This window comes from Ruegeria sp. K11 (assembly GCF_056531905.1).
In genome coordinates this window covers 28,290-42,258 of record NZ_JBQFMP010000008.1, presented here as the reverse complement: position 1 = coordinate 42,258, position 13,969 = coordinate 28,290, and the positions used below count along the sequence as shown (strand labels likewise).

Here is a 13,969-nt window from a genome sequence, read left to right as displayed (position 1 = left end):
ACGCTTATCTGGGTCTCATGAAACAGATTGCTTTTGCCCTTGCTTTGACACTGGCCGCGCCCGCCGCTTGGGCGGCGGACAAGCTGCCGTTGTCACAGATTTCGAATTACCTGAACCAATTGAAAACGGTTCAGACCACTTTTACCCAGGTCAATGACGATGGGTCGCTGAGCACCGGTAAGCTGTGGTTGCAGCGTCCGGGCAAGATGCGGTTTGAATATGATCCGCCCAATGACGCTGTCGTGTTGGCCAACGCGGGTACGGTTCAGATATATGACCCGAAATCCAATCAACCGCCCGAGCAATACCCGCTCAGACGCACACCGCTGTCACTGGTGCTGGCGCGGAATGTGAACCTGTCGCAGGCCAATATGGTGGTCGGACACGATTTTGACGGAACCGCGACTGTGGTGACAGCGCAAGATCCCAAAAACCCAGAAAACGGACGGATCGAGTTGATGTTCACAGGTGACCCGGTTGAGCTGCGCAAATGGGTAATTCACGATAATGCGGGCGGACAGACAACGGTATTGCTTGGCCCGCTGACCGAAGGCGACCGCATCGACTCGAGCCTGTTTTCCGATAGAAAACGCCGCGGGTCAGGCAATCGCTGACCCGCTCGTGTTTCAATACCGGCAGTTGGCCAACTGCGCCTGATACAATTGCGCACGGGCATCTACGTCGCTTGCGACGTTTAACAACCATGACTTTTGATTATAACTGCCACGCGCGAAACCGGTGTGGCCCTCATGATAAGCTAGGTACTGGTTGCGCGTGTCCGCAGGGTGAATACCGTTGCGTTCGTAGCTTTTGTTCATGTACCAGCCGATGAAATCCGATGCATCGCGGATGCGATCCCGCTTGGCGCGGCGTTTGCCGGTTTCGCGCTGATATTCTTCCCATGTGCCATCAAGCGCCTGACCATAGCCATAGGCGCTGCTCTGGCGGCCCATCGGAATAACGCCCAGCACGTATTTATGCGGGGTGCGCGCATCGTGGCGATAGCGGCTCTCCTGATAGATCGTCGCCATCTGAACGTGGACGGGAACGCCCCATTTCCGTTCGGTGCTTTTGAAGGCCTTGATGTAATCGGGTTTTTCGCGCGCAATGCTGCACGCGTCGTTCAGTCTGCTGGGCGGCTGTTTGGAGCCACCCCCACAGGATGCCAAAAGCAGCACCCCGAAGAGTACGAAAAGAATTCTGCTCATGTGCCTCGTGCCTTTTTCTTTTATTCTAGCGCAGATTGAGCATCGAGGAAATCACAATCGTTACAGAACAATAGCTAGAATTATAGGCATCGCTGCCACAGAAAGCAGCGTGGACATCATGACCATACCCGCAACCGCGTCTGCATCGGCCTCAAAGCGTTCGGCCAGCAGGTATGAGGTCACGGCCACGGGTGCGCACATCTGAACCACCAGCACGCCGAATGCCACCGGGCCAAGGTCGAAAGTTGCGGCCAAGGCCCATCCCACACCGAAACAGACCGCCAGCTTGAGTCCTGACAGCCAAATGGCCTGGCCGAGTTTCTTCGTTGTCAGCCGTGCAATCGCCACACCCACGGTGATCAGCATCAGCGGAACTGCCATCTGACCCAGCAGATCCAGCGTGTTTGTCAAAAACACAGGCGTTTCCCAGCCGCGCCACAGAAACAGCGCCCCCAGCAACGTTGCCCAGACCATCGGTTCGCGCAGTACTTTTCCAAACGCTCCGCGCCCTGCCACCAGATAAATCCCGTAGGTAAAGGAAAACAGCGCAGTCACGGCCAGAAAGATCACGGCAAATCCCAGCCCGGTCTGACCAAAGGCGAAGATACACAGCGGCAGCCCAAGGTTGCCGGTATTTCCGAAGATCAGCGGAGACAGGTAGGTTCGCTGTTCCAACCGTGCGACACGCACAAACACCCAGAATGCGCCAGCCAGAACCACATGCCCCGCAATCGCCGCCAGGGTGAAAAGGGTAAGGTCGCCACCCGGAATGTCCGTCTGCATCAGTGCCACGAAAATCAGGCTGGGCACGGCCAGCGTCACTCCCAGGCGTGTGACAAATTGCAACCGGTACTCGAATCCCAGCTTGACCCAGGCGAAACCTATTGCAGACAAAAGGAAAACCGGAGCCACAATCTCAAACACTGTCAGAATTATGTTCACAGACTGTTTCCCCGAATTTCAGTTCAATTATTGGCTTTTGGGCCCGAAACGATGTAGTAACGTGTTCGGGGGCTGGAACAATGCTTAAAACGAATGCCAAATACGGACTGGGACAAGTGGTCCGACACAAGAAACATCCCTTCCGAGGGGTGATTTTCGACGTGGATCCTGAATTCTCGAATTCTGAAGAGTGGTATCAGGCCATCCCGGAAGACAGTCGTCCCATCAAGGATCAGCCATTTTATCACCTGCTGGCCGAGAACGACCAATCCTTCTATGTTGCTTATGTTTCAGAACAAAATCTGATCGAGGACCAATCTGGAGAGCCGGTCGATCATCCTGATATCCCCAATATGTTCGGTCCATTTCAGGACGGGTCTTATCCGTTGCACTTCCAACTGAACTGACTGACGGTGATCAGGCCGGATCGCGGATGCGCGCTTAATACCCAAGCGCACACCCATCCTTCCGCGGGTCGCTTGCACCCTCTAAAACGCCACTGTCCAGGATTCGAATGGCCTGTGCTCCGCCAAGTGGGGTTTCCGGAACCTCAACAGAGTGACCCATTTCGGATAACTGTTGACGCACTTTAACGTCATAGCCGCGTTCGACCTTTAAAACGCCACCATCGGCAAAGGCGCGAGGGGCATTCAGGTTTTCCTGAAGCTCTGTGTCATAGTCCACCAGATTGGACAGGAACCGGGCATGGCCAGTTGGTTGGTAGGCCCCGCCCATCACGCCAAAGGGCATCAGAACGCGCCCTTTCTGGCGCAGCATCCCTGGAATAATCGTGTGCATTGGCCGTTTGCCCGGGCCCAGTTCGTTGGGATGCCCGGGAATCAGATTGAAGCCAGCCCCCCGGTTTTGCAGCAAAATTCCGAATTTCTCAGACGCGATGCCTGATCCAAACCCGTGGAATATCGAATAAATCAACGAGACCGCCATCCGGTCGCGGTCAACGACCGTGATGTAAACGGTATCCTTGTGCACGGATTCCGTCAGCGGGGCCGCCGCCGCCATAGCACGGTTCGGATCAATCAAACCTGCCAGCCGTTTTGCTGTTTCGGGGGCCAGAAAATGTTCCATCCGCGCTGTATGATCGGGGTCAGCAATAAAGCGGTTTCTTGCATCATAGGCCAGTTTGGAGGCTTCGGCCTCGATATGAATGCGTTCCGCGCCCCAGGGGTCCATCGCGCGCAGATCAAAATGACTCAGGATGTTGAGCAGCAAAATCGCTGTGGCACCCTGACCATTGGGCGGGTGTTCCAACAGTTCCATTCCGCTGTAATCGCCGCTGACAGGCTCTGTCTCCTCGCATCGGGTCGCTTCGAAATCCTGAGCTGTGTGCGAACCGCCCAGATTGGTCAGCGCAGACCTCATGTCATCGGCAACTTCGCCGGAATAGAACGCCGCGCGCCCGTCTCGGGCAAGACGCCTTAAGACTTCTGCCTGACCAGGGGCGCGAAAAATATCACCTGTCCCAAGGGCCCTGCCGTCCCGCAAATAGTGACGCCGTGCCGCGCCTTGCAACGCATTCGTGCCGTTGACCCAGTCGTAAGCAACACGCGAGGCGACCGGGATGCCGGCGTCTGCGTAATGGATGGCAGGTTGCAGGATCGCATCCAGCCCCAGCCGCCCTTCGGTCTGCGCCAGATGACAAAACGCATCCACCGCCCCCGGTATTGTTACCGCATCTGTGCTTGTCACCGGAATGGTGTCCAGACCATTGTCCCGCAGCGCCTGTGCATCCGCTGCAACCGGAGCCCGCCCCGATCCGTTCAAGGCCCTGATTCCGTTTTCGCCCGCCCGGTTGAACAGGACAAAGCAATCTCCGCCCAGACCGGTCATCTGCGGCTCACAAAAACCTAGCAAGACCGCCCCGGCAATCGCCGCGTCCATCGCGTTTCCGCCGCTTTGCAGAATGTCCAAAGCAGTCTTTGCGGCCAACGGATGAGACGTTGCGCACATTCCTTCGGTTGCCAGAACTTCGGAACGGCCTGGTTGGTGCAAGTCGCGCATGCTGGGGTCCTCTGCGTGGTTTCGCACAGACAGTATGTCGGCTGCGTGCATAGTCCAATGAAATCAGAGGGGGAGGTCCTCGGCGCCGTTCACTGGGTGGGGGCTGTGACGTTCGACGCCGAGGGAAGCTATCTGAGCTACCCTGTCTTTTTGACCGTTGTTTGAGGCACGACAATGGTCCGATCAGGGCGTTATTGTGGCATTTGACATTGCTTACTTCATGTCCGCAAACACAAACCTAAGACGCAATGTGTTTGTTCCTTCGACCCTTTGGTATTGCACTTCGCTTGTCAGTTTGCGGATCAGGAACCAGCCAAACCCACCTTCCGGCAAATCCGCAAGCTCTGTGTCAACCGTCGCCGGAGTTCCGTCGGGCACACCGGCATCCGGCATCGGATTGCCCTTGTCCGAGATTGAGACGTCCAACATTTTCTTGCAAAGACGACAACTGACCATGATCTCCGTGGGCACGACGCCTGCATAGGCATGCTCGACCACATTGTTGATCGCCTCGGTCACGGCGATTCTGATATCATCCGCCTTGTCTGTCGGAAGCCCATGCGCCCGTAAACGCCTGCTCAGCGTCTCGATGCCTTGGCTTGCATGCGCATCTACCGCCGGAAAGCTGAGGTCCAGACAGTTTTCTTCACGGTCAGACACCACGATGATCCAATCCGGGGCGGCGTCAGACGCGGCCCGAAGTTATTGCGTCATCCAAGCCGGCAAACAGCCGGAAGACGGTGTCCATGCGGGTCAGGCGAAACACCTTTTCCACCACGGGATGCAAACCGGCCAGATCCAGTTTTCGGTCATTTCCGAGTTGTTTCATCGAAGCGACAATGGCGCCAAGCCCGCTTGAATCGATGAACTCGACCCCAGACAGGTCCAAAACCACCCGCGACGCGCCATCGACGGTCTCTGCACGCATATCCTCTTTGAACTGAATCGCCATCGCCGCGTCAATCCGGCTGCAATGAACGGTGATGACCTGGGTTTCCCCGGCCATGGAACTGCTGAGCGTCATGATCCCCGTCCTCAGATTTGAAATTTACTGGTAGAAATACGCTAGACTGCATTTCTTACCATTCGGTATCCAGAGGCTGAATTTTTGACGGAGGGGTCACATGAAGGAAGTCGTGATAACCGGGGCCACACGCACGCCGATGGGCGGGTTTCAAGGAATGTTTGAAAGCGTTCCGGCGACCGAACTTGGCGGTGCTGCCATTCGCGCCGCGCTGGCGGAAGCTGGTGCCGCAACCGTTGACGAAGTTCTGATGGGCTGCGTATTACCTGCCGGTCAGGGGCAGGCTCCGGCCCGTCAGGCGGGGTTTGCTGCAGGGTTGGGGCAGGATGTTCCGGCCACCACACTCAACAAGATGTGTGGCTCGGGCATGAAAGCTGCGATGATGGCCTATGACCAGATCGCACTCGGCCATGCCGATACCATGATTGCCGGAGGTATGGAGAGTATGACCAACGCACCCTATCTTCTGCCGAAAATGCGCGGCGGTGCCCGCATCGGCCATGGGCGGGTCGTTGACCACATGTTCCTCGATGGTTTGGAAGACGCCTACGACAAGGGTCGGTTGATGGGCACCTTCGCCGAGGATTGTGCCGAAGCCTATCAGTTCACGCGCGAAGCTCAGGATGAATACGCGCTGCAGTCGCTGTCCAACGCCCTATCCGCCCAAGACAGCGGCGCGTTCGACGGTGAAATCACCGAGGTCACTGTACAAACACGCAAGGGCACATCCGTGCTGGCAAGCGACGAACAGCCAAAATCGGCGCGACCAGAGAAAATCCCGACCTTGAAACCGGCCTTCCGCAAGGACGGTACAGTAACGGCTGCAAATTCCTCGTCAATTTCTGACGGTGCGGCTGCATTGATGCTTGCATCGACCGACGCGGCCGAGGCCGACTCTTTGACTGTACGTGCGCGCATTGCCGGTCACGCCAGCCATGCGCAGGCTCCCGGCCTATTCACAACGGCACCGATTCCCGCCACACAAAAACTGCTGGCCCGCCTCGGCTGGTCAAAAGAAGACGTGGATCTTTGGGAGGTTAACGAGGCATTCGCTGTTGTGCCGATGGCTTTCATGCACGAGATGGGCCTGTCGCGTGACATCGTCAATGTCAACGGCGGTGCCTGCGCCTTGGGTCACCCGATCGGGGCATCAGGCGCGCGGATCATGGTAACACTGCTCAACGCGTTGGAAAAACGAAACCTCAAACGCGGTGTCGCCGCCATCTGCATCGGAGGTGGTGAAGGCACCGCCATCGCTGTCGAACGGGTTTGACCCTTCATCTTTTTCCAAATACTCCGGGGGTGAATTGAGCCGCAGGCTCAAGAGGGGGCCGCGCCCCCTGCACCCTCAACAAGGGCAGGCCGCATGACTGTCGATTACACCACCCTCGCAAAAACCATTGCCGCGTTGACCGAAGGCGAAACGGACCAGGTCGCCCTGATGGCGACCGTCACATGCGAGGTACACCATTCGGATGATCGTTTTGACTGGACCGGATTTTACCGGGTGACCGAGCCCGGAATGCTCAAGATCGGCCCGTATCAGGGCGGGCATGGCTGCCTGACCATCCCATTTGATCGCGGCGTTTGCGGCGCTGCGGCGCGAACAGGCGAGGTTCAGCTAGTCCCGGATGTTGATGCCTTTCCCGGGCATATCGCCTGCGCGTCCTCCACGCGGTCCGAACTTGTGTTACCGGTTCGAAACCGCGATGGCGAAGTCATCGCCGTATTCGACATCGACAGCGATCAGCCTGACGCGTTTTCCGACCGGGATGCGCGCGAGCTAGGCGCGATCCTGACGCGAGTCTTCGAAGGATAAGGGCGGCGTCAATCCGCCCCTTCAACCGAAGCTCAATTCAGGTCTCAGGCCGACAGTATCTTGGCTTTCTGGCTGGCGAATTCCTCATCCGTCAGCACGCCTTTTTCTTTGAGCGCGGCCAGCCGTTCAAGCTCATCCGCGGTCGAAACACTTGCGACCGACCGGATGTAGTCTTTCTGTGCCTTTTCGATCTGTTCCATCGCATCGACATTGTGCTGATGCATCTGATCGCCCCGCACGATCAGATAGGCCAGCACGCCCAGCCAGGGGATCAGGATGACGAAGGCAATCCAGATCGCCTTGGCAAACCCACTCAGATCCTTTGAGCGAAAGACATCCGCGACCACCGATATCATCACCCAGAACCAGGCGACCATCAGGAACAGCCAAAAAATCGACCAGACAATGTCAAAGAAACCGAGCCCGTTTTCCATTTTCGATCCAACCCTCTTGAATATCTGACAAAACCTCTGCAACCAGAGATCACGTCAATGTAACAGACAAGTGGTGCACCGGTCATTCCAAACCCGCGCCGTGCACCGGGTGTTTCTACGAAACCGGAAGAATTTCGGTCATCAGAACAAAAATCAGCGCGCCATGGACGGCCAGAATGGCGAATAGTTTGGCCGAGAAGCCTGTCTTGCGCGTCTTGTGCCCGAAGATCCATCGCCCCAGCACCGCTCCGGGGCTGCCCCCAAGGGCCGCCAGCCAAAGCAGACGCCGCTCGGGCACGCGCCACCTTTTCCGGCGTGCACGCAGCTTGTCCCAGCCAAAAATAAGCAAAGTCAGGGCGTTGATCGCCCACAGATACAGCACTGCAATCCACATGCGGCCTGCATAGCCAAAGGATTCGACGCACCCAAGTGAAAAAATGCTTTGAAATTTCACCGATTCGCGGCATCGTGAAATTCAAGCTGAAAATTTCACGAAGATCGGAGTGCATCTTGAACAGCCAGGCCCCCCATAGCGCTTCTCTTGGTGCCGACCTGCGCGCCTTGCGCAAGGTGCGGGGGCTGACACTGACCGAGATCGCGGCGCGGCTGGATCGCTCGGTCGGCTGGCTCAGCCAGGTTGAGCGGGACAAGTCCGAACCTTCGATCTCGGACCTGAGGCAGATTGCGCAATGTCTCAACGTGCCCATGTCCATGCTGTTTGGGCAATCCTCCGCTCCTGTTGACGAACAGGGCCTTGTCGTTCGTGCGGGGTCCCGCCGAAAGATGGGATCCGGCGAGGAAGGTCTGATCGAGGAACTGCTCTCACCCGATCTGACCGACGATTTTGAAGTCGTCCATTCAACGTTCCAACCCGGATCCCGTCTGAAAACGCCCACGCTGCGTCCGACGCAAGAGGTGGGCTATATCCTGTCCGGCAAGCTGGACCTGACCATCGGGGATCGTTCGTTCACTGTTGGTCCCGGAGACAGTTTCCGCATTCGGAATGAAAGCCATCTTTGGTCCAATCCCTATGATGAGCCCGCCGTGGCCGTCTGGGTCATCGCGCCGCCGGTGTACTGATGAGTTTCGAGGCCTGGACCATATTCGCACTGTTCTGGGTGGTGTTCGTCACCACCCCGGGGCCGAATGCGGTCAATTGCATCTCAAACGGCATGAGCCTGCCGTTTCCCAAGGCCATGCTCGGCGTGCTGGCAATCCTGACGCAGGCCAGTGCGTTTCTGATCCTGTCGGCGCTGGGCGTCACGGCGCTGATCGCGGCCTCACCCACCGGGTTCTTCGTCGCCAAATTGATCGGAGCTGGGTTCCTGATCTGGATGGGGGTGCGCGGTTGGATGAACGCCAGCAAGCCCGCGCCCGCCTCGGAACGGCCCGCGCGGCACATTTATCTGCATGCGCTGGCCGTGGCGACGATCAACCCCAAAAGCGTGGCCGGATACCTCGCGGCCTTTTCGCAATTCGTGCAGCCGGAGGTTCCGGTCTGGCAGCAGATGGGGATCATCATGCCCACCGCGCTGGTCATTACCACGCTCAGCTATACAGGCTTCACCCTGCTGGGTGCGCTGATGGGCAAAGCGGCGCTGGGCGCTGTGTTCAACATCTGGGTCCGCCGCGTCATGGCGACCTGTTTCATCATCTACGGCGTGTTGCTGGGCACCAGCACCACGCCCACAGCAAAGGGGTAACGATATGCACAAAGGGTCCTGCCTGTGCGGCAAAGTTGCGTTCACCATTGACGGAGACCTGACCCCGCCCAATGCCTGCCATTGCGGCCAGTGCCGCAGGCAGTCGGGGCATCTGTGGGCCTCATGCGTGACGGATCAGGACAACCTCAGCTTTACCGCCAGTGACACGCTGGGCTGGTATCGCGCCTCGGACATCGCCAAACGCGGGTTCTGCAGCGCCTGCGGCTCGTTCCTGTTCTGGCAGCACAACGATGAGGATACGATTGCTGTCTCGGTCGGGTCACTGGACGAACCGACGGGGCTGAGGCTCGCCCAGCACATCTTTGTCGTCGACAAGGGTGACTATTACGACATTCAGGACGATCTGCCCCAACGGGCACATTAACAGGGACCCAAGCGCATGAGTGACTTTCCATCCAAGGCCCGTGTGGTCATCATCGGCGGCGGCGTTGTCGGCTGCTCATCCCTGTATCATCTGGCCAAGAAAGGCTGGACCGATTGCGTTTTGCTGGAAAAGAACGAGCTGACGGCAGGCTCCACCTGGCACGCGGCAGGGAATGTACCGACCTTCTCTACCTCATGGGCGATCATGAACATGCAGCGCTATTCGACCGAGCTGTATGCGCGGCTGGCGGATGAGGTTGATTATCCGATGAACTACCATGTCTCGGGTTCGATCCGTCTGGCCCACAGCGCCGAGCGGATGCAGGAGTTTGAGCGCGCCTGTTCCATGGGTCGCTATCAGGGCATCGCGATGGAGATGTGGACGCCGGAAGAGGCCAAAGAGCGCTATCCGTTTCTGGAAACCCATGACCTTGAGGGCGTGCTGTACGACCCGACCGATGGCGATATTGACCCGGCGCAGCTGACGCAGGCGCTGGCCAAGGGCGCGCGGGACATGGGTCAGAAGATCATCCGCTTTTGTCCCGCGACGGGTGTGACCCAGCATGAGGATGGCACATGGACCGTCCACACGGAGAAGGGCGACATTGCCTGTGATTATGTGGTCAACGCTGCCGGATATTACGCGCAGCGCGTGGGTGAGATGTTCAAACCCTTTGGCGGGCGAACCGTTCCGGCCATGGTCATGAGCCATCAGTACCTGCTGACCGACGAAGTGCCCGAAGTCGAAGCTTGGTCCAAGGAAAACGGCGGCAAGCTGCCTTTGCTGCGCGACGTGGACGTGTCTTATTACCTGCGGCAGGAGAAGAACGGCTTCAACCTCGGACCTTATGAGCGCAACTGCAAGGGCCACTGGATGACCGAGGACGATCCGATGCCCGAGGATTTCAGCTTCCAGCTGTGGAACGACGATCTGGACCGGATCGAGGATATCGTCACCGACGCGATGGAGCGGGTGCCGCTGATGGCAACCTCGGGCGTGGGTCGTGTCATCAACGGTCCGATCCCTTATGCGCCGGATGGTCTGCCGCTGATCGGCCCGATGCCCGGCGTGAAAAACGCGTTCGAAGCGCACAGCTTTACCTTTGGCATCGCGCAAGGCGGCGGCGCAGGCAAAGTGCTGGCCGAATGGATCGTCGATGGCCACACCGAATGGGATATGTGGGCCGTCGATCCGCGTCGTTACACGGATTACACCGATCAGGACTACTGCAACCAGAAGGGCATGGAAGTTTATGGCAACGAATACGCCATGCACTTCCCCCATCATGAATGGCCTGCGGCGCGCGACAAGAAAGTCTCGCCCGTTCACGCCAAGGTCAAGGAACTGGGCGGTGTCATGGGGGCTTATAACGGCTGGGAACGCGCCAACTGGTTCGCCAAGCCGGGCGACGATACCTCGCTTGAGGCCACGCATACCTGGGGCCGCTCGGGCCCGTGGGAGCAGCGGATCAAGGAAGAATGCGAGGCGGTTCGCGATCATTGTGGCGTGCTCGACCTGCCGGGTTTCTCTCGGTTCAAAATTCAGGGGCCCGGCGCGGATGAGTGGCTGCGAGGGCTGGTGACCGGCTCGTTGCCCAAGATCGGGCGCGTCGGATTGGTTTATTTCTCGGATGATCGCGGCCGCATCCTGACCGAGATGTCCGTAACCCGCGAAGCCGAAGACCTGTTCGTACTGGTAACAGCGGCGACCGCCCAATGGCATGACCGGGAAGGGCTTGAACGCCACATGCCTGCCAATGCCGCCTTTACGCTGGAAGACTGGACCACGCGGATGGACACGCTGATCGTGACCGGCCCCAAATCGCGCGAGGTTCTGGCCAAGGTCTGCGATGCCGACCTGAGCCTGCCATGGCTCAGCTTTCAGGAAAGCGAGATCAAGGGCGGATGGGTGGCACTTTTGCGCGTGTCCTTCGCCGGAGAGCTTGGGTGGGAGGTCCACGCCGAGAACGCGGACATGCCCGCCATCTATGATGCGATCCTCGAAGCTGGTGCCAAGCCGTTCGGGATGTATGCCCTGAACTCGCTGCGCATCGAAAAGGGCTATCGCGCGTGGAAGGGTGACCTGTCCACCGACTACTCGCTGCTGGAAGGCGGGTTGGAGCGGTTCGTCAAGCTGGACAAGCCGCAGGACTTCCCCGGCAAGGCAGCGATCCTGAACGAAAAGCAGCAGGGTGTTAAGAAATCCTTTGTCACTCTGACGGTCGAGGCCGGTGACTGCGACGCGCCCTATATGTCCTGTATCTGGCAGGGTGATCAGATCGTGGGCGAGACAACCTCGGGCGCATGGGGATATCGTGTCGGCAAGTCCATCGCGCTGGGTATGATCAAGGCTGAGCTGGCGAACCCCGGCACCGCGTTGGAGGTTGAAATCTACGGCCAGAAATACCCCGCCGTGGTGCAAGAGGATCAACCGCTATGGGACCCCGCCAACGAGCGGTTGCGGGCCTGATCCATGGGCGTTCCAAGCGTCATGCAAGGTGTCTATCTGACCCGCCACGGCGGGCCGGATGCGCTGGAATGGCGCGAGGATATCCCCGTGCCTAGCCCCGGACACGGTCAGGTCCTCGTCCGGGTTGCAGCGGCGGGGGTGAACAACACTGATATCAACACGCGGGTCGGCTGGTATTCCCCGGACGTGACCGGCGCAACCGATGCGGTTGATCAGGACGTGGATGCAGGCGGCTGGGGCGGAGCCTTGCAGTTCCCGCGCATTCAGGGCGGCGATCTGTGTGGCATTGTCGAGCTGGCTGGCCCCGAGACTGGCTTCCAACCGGGTCAGCGCGTGACCTGCCCGATCAACCTGCCGCGCCCCCGGCCCGGAAAACCGAGCGGGTTCATCGCGCTGGGCTCCGAAATTGACGGGGCCTTTGCGCAATATTGTCTGGTCGAGGCGGCTGATCTCTACGACGTCTCGGCCTCGCCCCTGTCTGACGTCGAAATCGCCGCCATTCCCTGCGCTTTTGGTACGGCAGAAAACCTGCTGACCCGCGCAGGTGTGACCGCAGGCCACAAGGTTCTGATCACCGGCGCATCAGGTGGCGTTGGCCTTGCCGCCGTGCAACTGGCCGCGATCCGGGGCGCGCATGTCTACGCCGTCACCAGCGCGACCAAGGCGGACGTGGTCAAAGGCCAAGGGGCCACCGACACTTTCGAACGCAACGCGCCATTGCCCAAGGACGTGTTCGACGCGGTGATCGATGTGGTCGGAGGCCCCGCGTGGCCCGGCCTGATCCTGTCGCTGAAATCCGGCGGTCACTACTCCGTCTCAGGTGCCATCGCCGGACCCATCGTCGAAGCCGATCTGCGCGATATCTACCTGCGCGACATCACCATCCACGGCTGCACCCATCAGGCGTTCGAGGTCTTTGGCCGTCTGGTCGATCTGATGAATGCGGGCCGGATCAAACCTCTGATCTCAAAGATATATCCGCTGAAAGACATTGCGCAGGCGCAAGAGGATTTTCAGTCGAAAACACTGCCTGGAAAACTGGTGCTGATCCCTTAAGGACGACGAACATGGCTGACATCACACTTCTGGATGGTTCAATCGGGCAGGAACTGGTCAAGCGCAGCGGCGACCGGCCGACGCCGCTTTGGTCCACCCGCGTGATGATCGACAAGCCCGCCATTCTGGCCGAAGTCCATGACGCCTATTTTCGCGCCGGAGCGACGGTCGCGACCACGAATACATACGCCATCCACCGATCCCGCCTGATGCGTGAAGGGATCGAGGACCAACTGCCCACCCTGATCGACGCAGCCCTGTCGCAAGCAGAACACGCCCGCTCGGGCCATGGTGGCCGGATTGCCGGGGCGTTGGGTCCACTGCTGGCCACTTACCGCCCCGACCTGAACCCCGACCCCGACGAGGCTGCCGAGAAATTCGGTGAACTGGCCGCGATGATGGCGGCCCGCGTGGACCTGTTCCTGATCGAAACCGTGTCGTCGCTACAGGAAGCCGAAGGCGCGCTGCGGGGTACCGAGGGTCACGGCAAACCCGTCTGGATCGGCTTTTCGGTCAAGGATGACGACGGCACGCGGCTGCGCTCGGGCGAGCCGCTGCGCGACATTGCCCCCGTGCTCGAACGGTTCCGCCCCGAGGCCGTGCTGATCAACTGCTCACGCCCCGAAGTGATCCCGGCGGCGCTGGACATTCTGGCCCCAATGGGCCTGCCTTTCGGAGCCTATGCCAACGGCTTCACCGGCATCACCGACGGTTTTCTGCAAGATGCTCCCACTGTCGATGCGCTTGAACAGCGCGGTGATCTGGGCCCTGCGGCCTATGCCGCGCACGCAATGGGTTGGGTCGAACAGGGAGCCACAATCGTGGGCGGCTGCTGTGAGGTTGGCCCCGAGCATATCGCCGTGCTGGCACATCATCTTCGCGACGCCGGTCACCGGATCGTCTGACACCA

At 59.1% G+C, this 13,969-nt stretch carries 17 protein-coding genes; 10 read left to right on the top strand and 7 right to left on the bottom strand.

Translation table 11 applies throughout. The features are described from left to right. Nucleotides 1-17: 17 nt before the first annotated feature. Complete coding sequence (locus ACR0K4_RS13775; protein ID WP_480854430.1) at nt 18-614, top strand: LolA family protein; 597 nt, start codon at nt 18-20, stop codon at nt 612-614. Nucleotides 615-626: 12 nt separating this feature from the next. Here the strand turns inward: ACR0K4_RS13775 and ACR0K4_RS13770 are convergent, their stop codons facing one another. Together ACR0K4_RS13770 and ACR0K4_RS13765 are read right to left on the bottom strand one after the other, a co-directional pair. Next, complete coding sequence (locus ACR0K4_RS13770; RefSeq protein ID WP_480519565.1) at nt 627-1,208, bottom strand: transglycosylase SLT domain-containing protein; 582 nt, start codon at nt 1,206-1,208, stop codon at nt 627-629. A 60-nt stretch (nt 1,209-1,268) separates the two neighbouring features. After that, nucleotides 1,269-2,150, bottom strand: coding sequence for an AEC family transporter (locus ACR0K4_RS13765; RefSeq protein ID WP_480854428.1), 882 nt, complete (start codon nt 2,148-2,150; stop codon nt 1,269-1,271). 80 nt (nt 2,151-2,230) lie between these two features. Here ACR0K4_RS13765 and hspQ point away from each other — a divergent pair, with 80 nt between their 5' ends. Then, the gene (gene hspQ, locus ACR0K4_RS13760) at nt 2,231-2,557 is read left to right on the top strand and encodes a heat shock protein HspQ (protein WP_480519569.1); all 327 of its coding nucleotides are present in this window, start codon (nt 2,231-2,233) and stop codon (nt 2,555-2,557) included. A gap of 34 nt (nt 2,558-2,591) precedes the next feature. Here hspQ and ACR0K4_RS13755 read toward each other — a convergent pair whose 3' ends face one another. The 3 genes from ACR0K4_RS13755 to ACR0K4_RS13745 form a co-directional block, all read right to left on the bottom strand. Beyond that, nucleotides 2,592-4,169 carry a gamma-glutamyltransferase family protein gene (locus ACR0K4_RS13755; protein WP_480854427.1) on the bottom strand — a complete coding sequence of 526 codons (1,578 nt, stop codon included), beginning with the start codon at nt 4,167-4,169 and terminating at the stop codon, nt 2,592-2,594. Between the two features lie 213 nt (nt 4,170-4,382). Then, the gene (locus tag ACR0K4_RS13750; protein WP_480854426.1) at nt 4,383-4,829 is read right to left on the bottom strand and encodes an ATP-binding protein; all 447 of its coding nucleotides are present in this window, start codon (nt 4,827-4,829) and stop codon (nt 4,383-4,385) included. 25 nt (nt 4,830-4,854) lie between these two features. Then, on the bottom strand, nt 4,855-5,193 hold the full coding sequence (locus ACR0K4_RS13745; protein ID WP_480519575.1) for an STAS domain-containing protein: 339 nt from the start codon (nt 5,191-5,193) through the stop codon (nt 4,855-4,857). Between the two features lie 100 nt (nt 5,194-5,293). On the opposite strand from ACR0K4_RS13745, the gene ACR0K4_RS13740 reads away from it, so the two are divergent. Together ACR0K4_RS13740 and ACR0K4_RS13735 are read left to right on the top strand one after the other, a co-directional pair. Then, nucleotides 5,294-6,466: a thiolase family protein gene (locus ACR0K4_RS13740; protein ID WP_480854425.1), complete on the top strand. Its 1,173-nt coding sequence runs from the start codon at nt 5,294-5,296 to the stop codon at nt 6,464-6,466. 93 nt (nt 6,467-6,559) lie between these two features. After that, entirely contained in the window at nt 6,560-7,012 is a 453-nt protein-coding gene (locus ACR0K4_RS13735) for a GAF domain-containing protein (RefSeq protein WP_480854424.1), read from the top strand. A gap of 44 nt (nt 7,013-7,056) precedes the next feature. On the opposite strand, the gene ACR0K4_RS13730 is transcribed toward ACR0K4_RS13735, so the two are convergent. Beyond that, nucleotides 7,057-7,446: an SHOCT domain-containing protein gene (locus ACR0K4_RS13730; RefSeq protein WP_480854423.1), complete on the bottom strand. Its 390-nt coding sequence runs from the start codon at nt 7,444-7,446 to the stop codon at nt 7,057-7,059. 115 nt (nt 7,447-7,561) lie between these two features. Beyond that, nucleotides 7,562-7,840 (bottom strand): DUF1294 domain-containing protein, encoded by a 279-nt coding sequence (locus tag ACR0K4_RS13725; protein WP_480854422.1) that lies wholly within the window; start codon nt 7,838-7,840, stop codon nt 7,562-7,564. Between the two features lie 116 nt (nt 7,841-7,956). Between ACR0K4_RS13725 and ACR0K4_RS13720 the strand changes: the two genes are divergently transcribed. From ACR0K4_RS13720 to ACR0K4_RS13695, 6 genes are read left to right on the top strand one after another with little or no spacing between them, the layout of a single operon-like run. After that, complete coding sequence (locus ACR0K4_RS13720; RefSeq protein WP_480854421.1) at nt 7,957-8,526, top strand: helix-turn-helix domain-containing protein; 570 nt, start codon at nt 7,957-7,959, stop codon at nt 8,524-8,526. Next, nucleotides 8,526-9,149 carry a LysE family translocator gene (locus ACR0K4_RS13715; RefSeq protein ID WP_480854419.1) on the top strand — a complete coding sequence of 208 codons (624 nt, stop codon included), beginning with the start codon at nt 8,526-8,528 and terminating at the stop codon, nt 9,147-9,149. Before ACR0K4_RS13720 ends, ACR0K4_RS13715 begins: the two co-directional genes overlap by 1 nt. A gap of 4 nt (nt 9,150-9,153) precedes the next feature. Beyond that, nucleotides 9,154-9,534, top strand: coding sequence for a GFA family protein (locus ACR0K4_RS13710; protein WP_480854417.1), 381 nt, complete (start codon nt 9,154-9,156; stop codon nt 9,532-9,534). A gap of 15 nt (nt 9,535-9,549) precedes the next feature. Next, nucleotides 9,550-12,003, top strand: a complete 2,454-nt coding sequence (locus ACR0K4_RS13705; protein ID WP_480854416.1) for a GcvT family protein — start codon at nt 9,550-9,552, stop codon at nt 12,001-12,003. 3 nt (nt 12,004-12,006) lie between these two features. Further along, a complete protein-coding gene (locus ACR0K4_RS13700; RefSeq protein ID WP_480854415.1) occupies nt 12,007-13,059 on the top strand; it encodes an alcohol dehydrogenase catalytic domain-containing protein in 1,053 nt (350 codons plus the stop codon). 11 nt (nt 13,060-13,070) lie between these two features. Then, nucleotides 13,071-13,964, top strand: coding sequence for a homocysteine S-methyltransferase family protein (locus tag ACR0K4_RS13695; RefSeq protein ID WP_480854414.1), 894 nt, complete (start codon nt 13,071-13,073; stop codon nt 13,962-13,964). The last annotated feature ends 5 nt before the right edge of the window (nt 13,965-13,969 follow it).

What these genes read in the sequence shown, in the direction of transcription:
- ACR0K4_RS13775 (WP_480854430.1), top strand. Translation starts at nt 18, where the DNA reads ATGAAACAGATTGCTTTTGCCCTTGCTTTGACACTGGCCGCGCCCGCC.
- ACR0K4_RS13770 (WP_480519565.1), bottom strand. Translation starts at nt 1,208, where the DNA reads ATGAGCAGAATTCTTTTCGTACTCTTCGGGGTGCTGCTTTTGGCATCC.
- hspQ (WP_480519569.1), top strand. Translation starts at nt 2,231, where the DNA reads ATGCTTAAAACGAATGCCAAATACGGACTGGGACAAGTGGTCCGACAC.
- ACR0K4_RS13755 (WP_480854427.1), bottom strand. Translation starts at nt 4,169, where the DNA reads ATGCGCGACTTGCACCAACCAGGCCGTTCCGAAGTTCTGGCAACCGAA.
- ACR0K4_RS13745 (WP_480519575.1), bottom strand. Translation starts at nt 5,193, where the DNA reads ATGACGCTCAGCAGTTCCATGGCCGGGGAAACCCAGGTCATCACCGTT.
- ACR0K4_RS13740 (WP_480854425.1), top strand. Translation starts at nt 5,294, where the DNA reads ATGAAGGAAGTCGTGATAACCGGGGCCACACGCACGCCGATGGGCGGG.
- ACR0K4_RS13735 (WP_480854424.1), top strand. Translation starts at nt 6,560, where the DNA reads ATGACTGTCGATTACACCACCCTCGCAAAAACCATTGCCGCGTTGACC.
- ACR0K4_RS13730 (WP_480854423.1), bottom strand. Translation starts at nt 7,446, where the DNA reads ATGGAAAACGGGCTCGGTTTCTTTGACATTGTCTGGTCGATTTTTTGG.
- ACR0K4_RS13725 (WP_480854422.1), bottom strand. Translation starts at nt 7,840, where the DNA reads ATGTGGATTGCAGTGCTGTATCTGTGGGCGATCAACGCCCTGACTTTG.
- ACR0K4_RS13715 (WP_480854419.1), top strand. Translation starts at nt 8,526, where the DNA reads ATGAGTTTCGAGGCCTGGACCATATTCGCACTGTTCTGGGTGGTGTTC.
- ACR0K4_RS13710 (WP_480854417.1), top strand. Translation starts at nt 9,154, where the DNA reads ATGCACAAAGGGTCCTGCCTGTGCGGCAAAGTTGCGTTCACCATTGAC.
- ACR0K4_RS13705 (WP_480854416.1), top strand. Translation starts at nt 9,550, where the DNA reads ATGAGTGACTTTCCATCCAAGGCCCGTGTGGTCATCATCGGCGGCGGC.
- ACR0K4_RS13700 (WP_480854415.1), top strand. Translation starts at nt 12,007, where the DNA reads ATGGGCGTTCCAAGCGTCATGCAAGGTGTCTATCTGACCCGCCACGGC.
- ACR0K4_RS13695 (WP_480854414.1), top strand. Translation starts at nt 13,071, where the DNA reads ATGGCTGACATCACACTTCTGGATGGTTCAATCGGGCAGGAACTGGTC.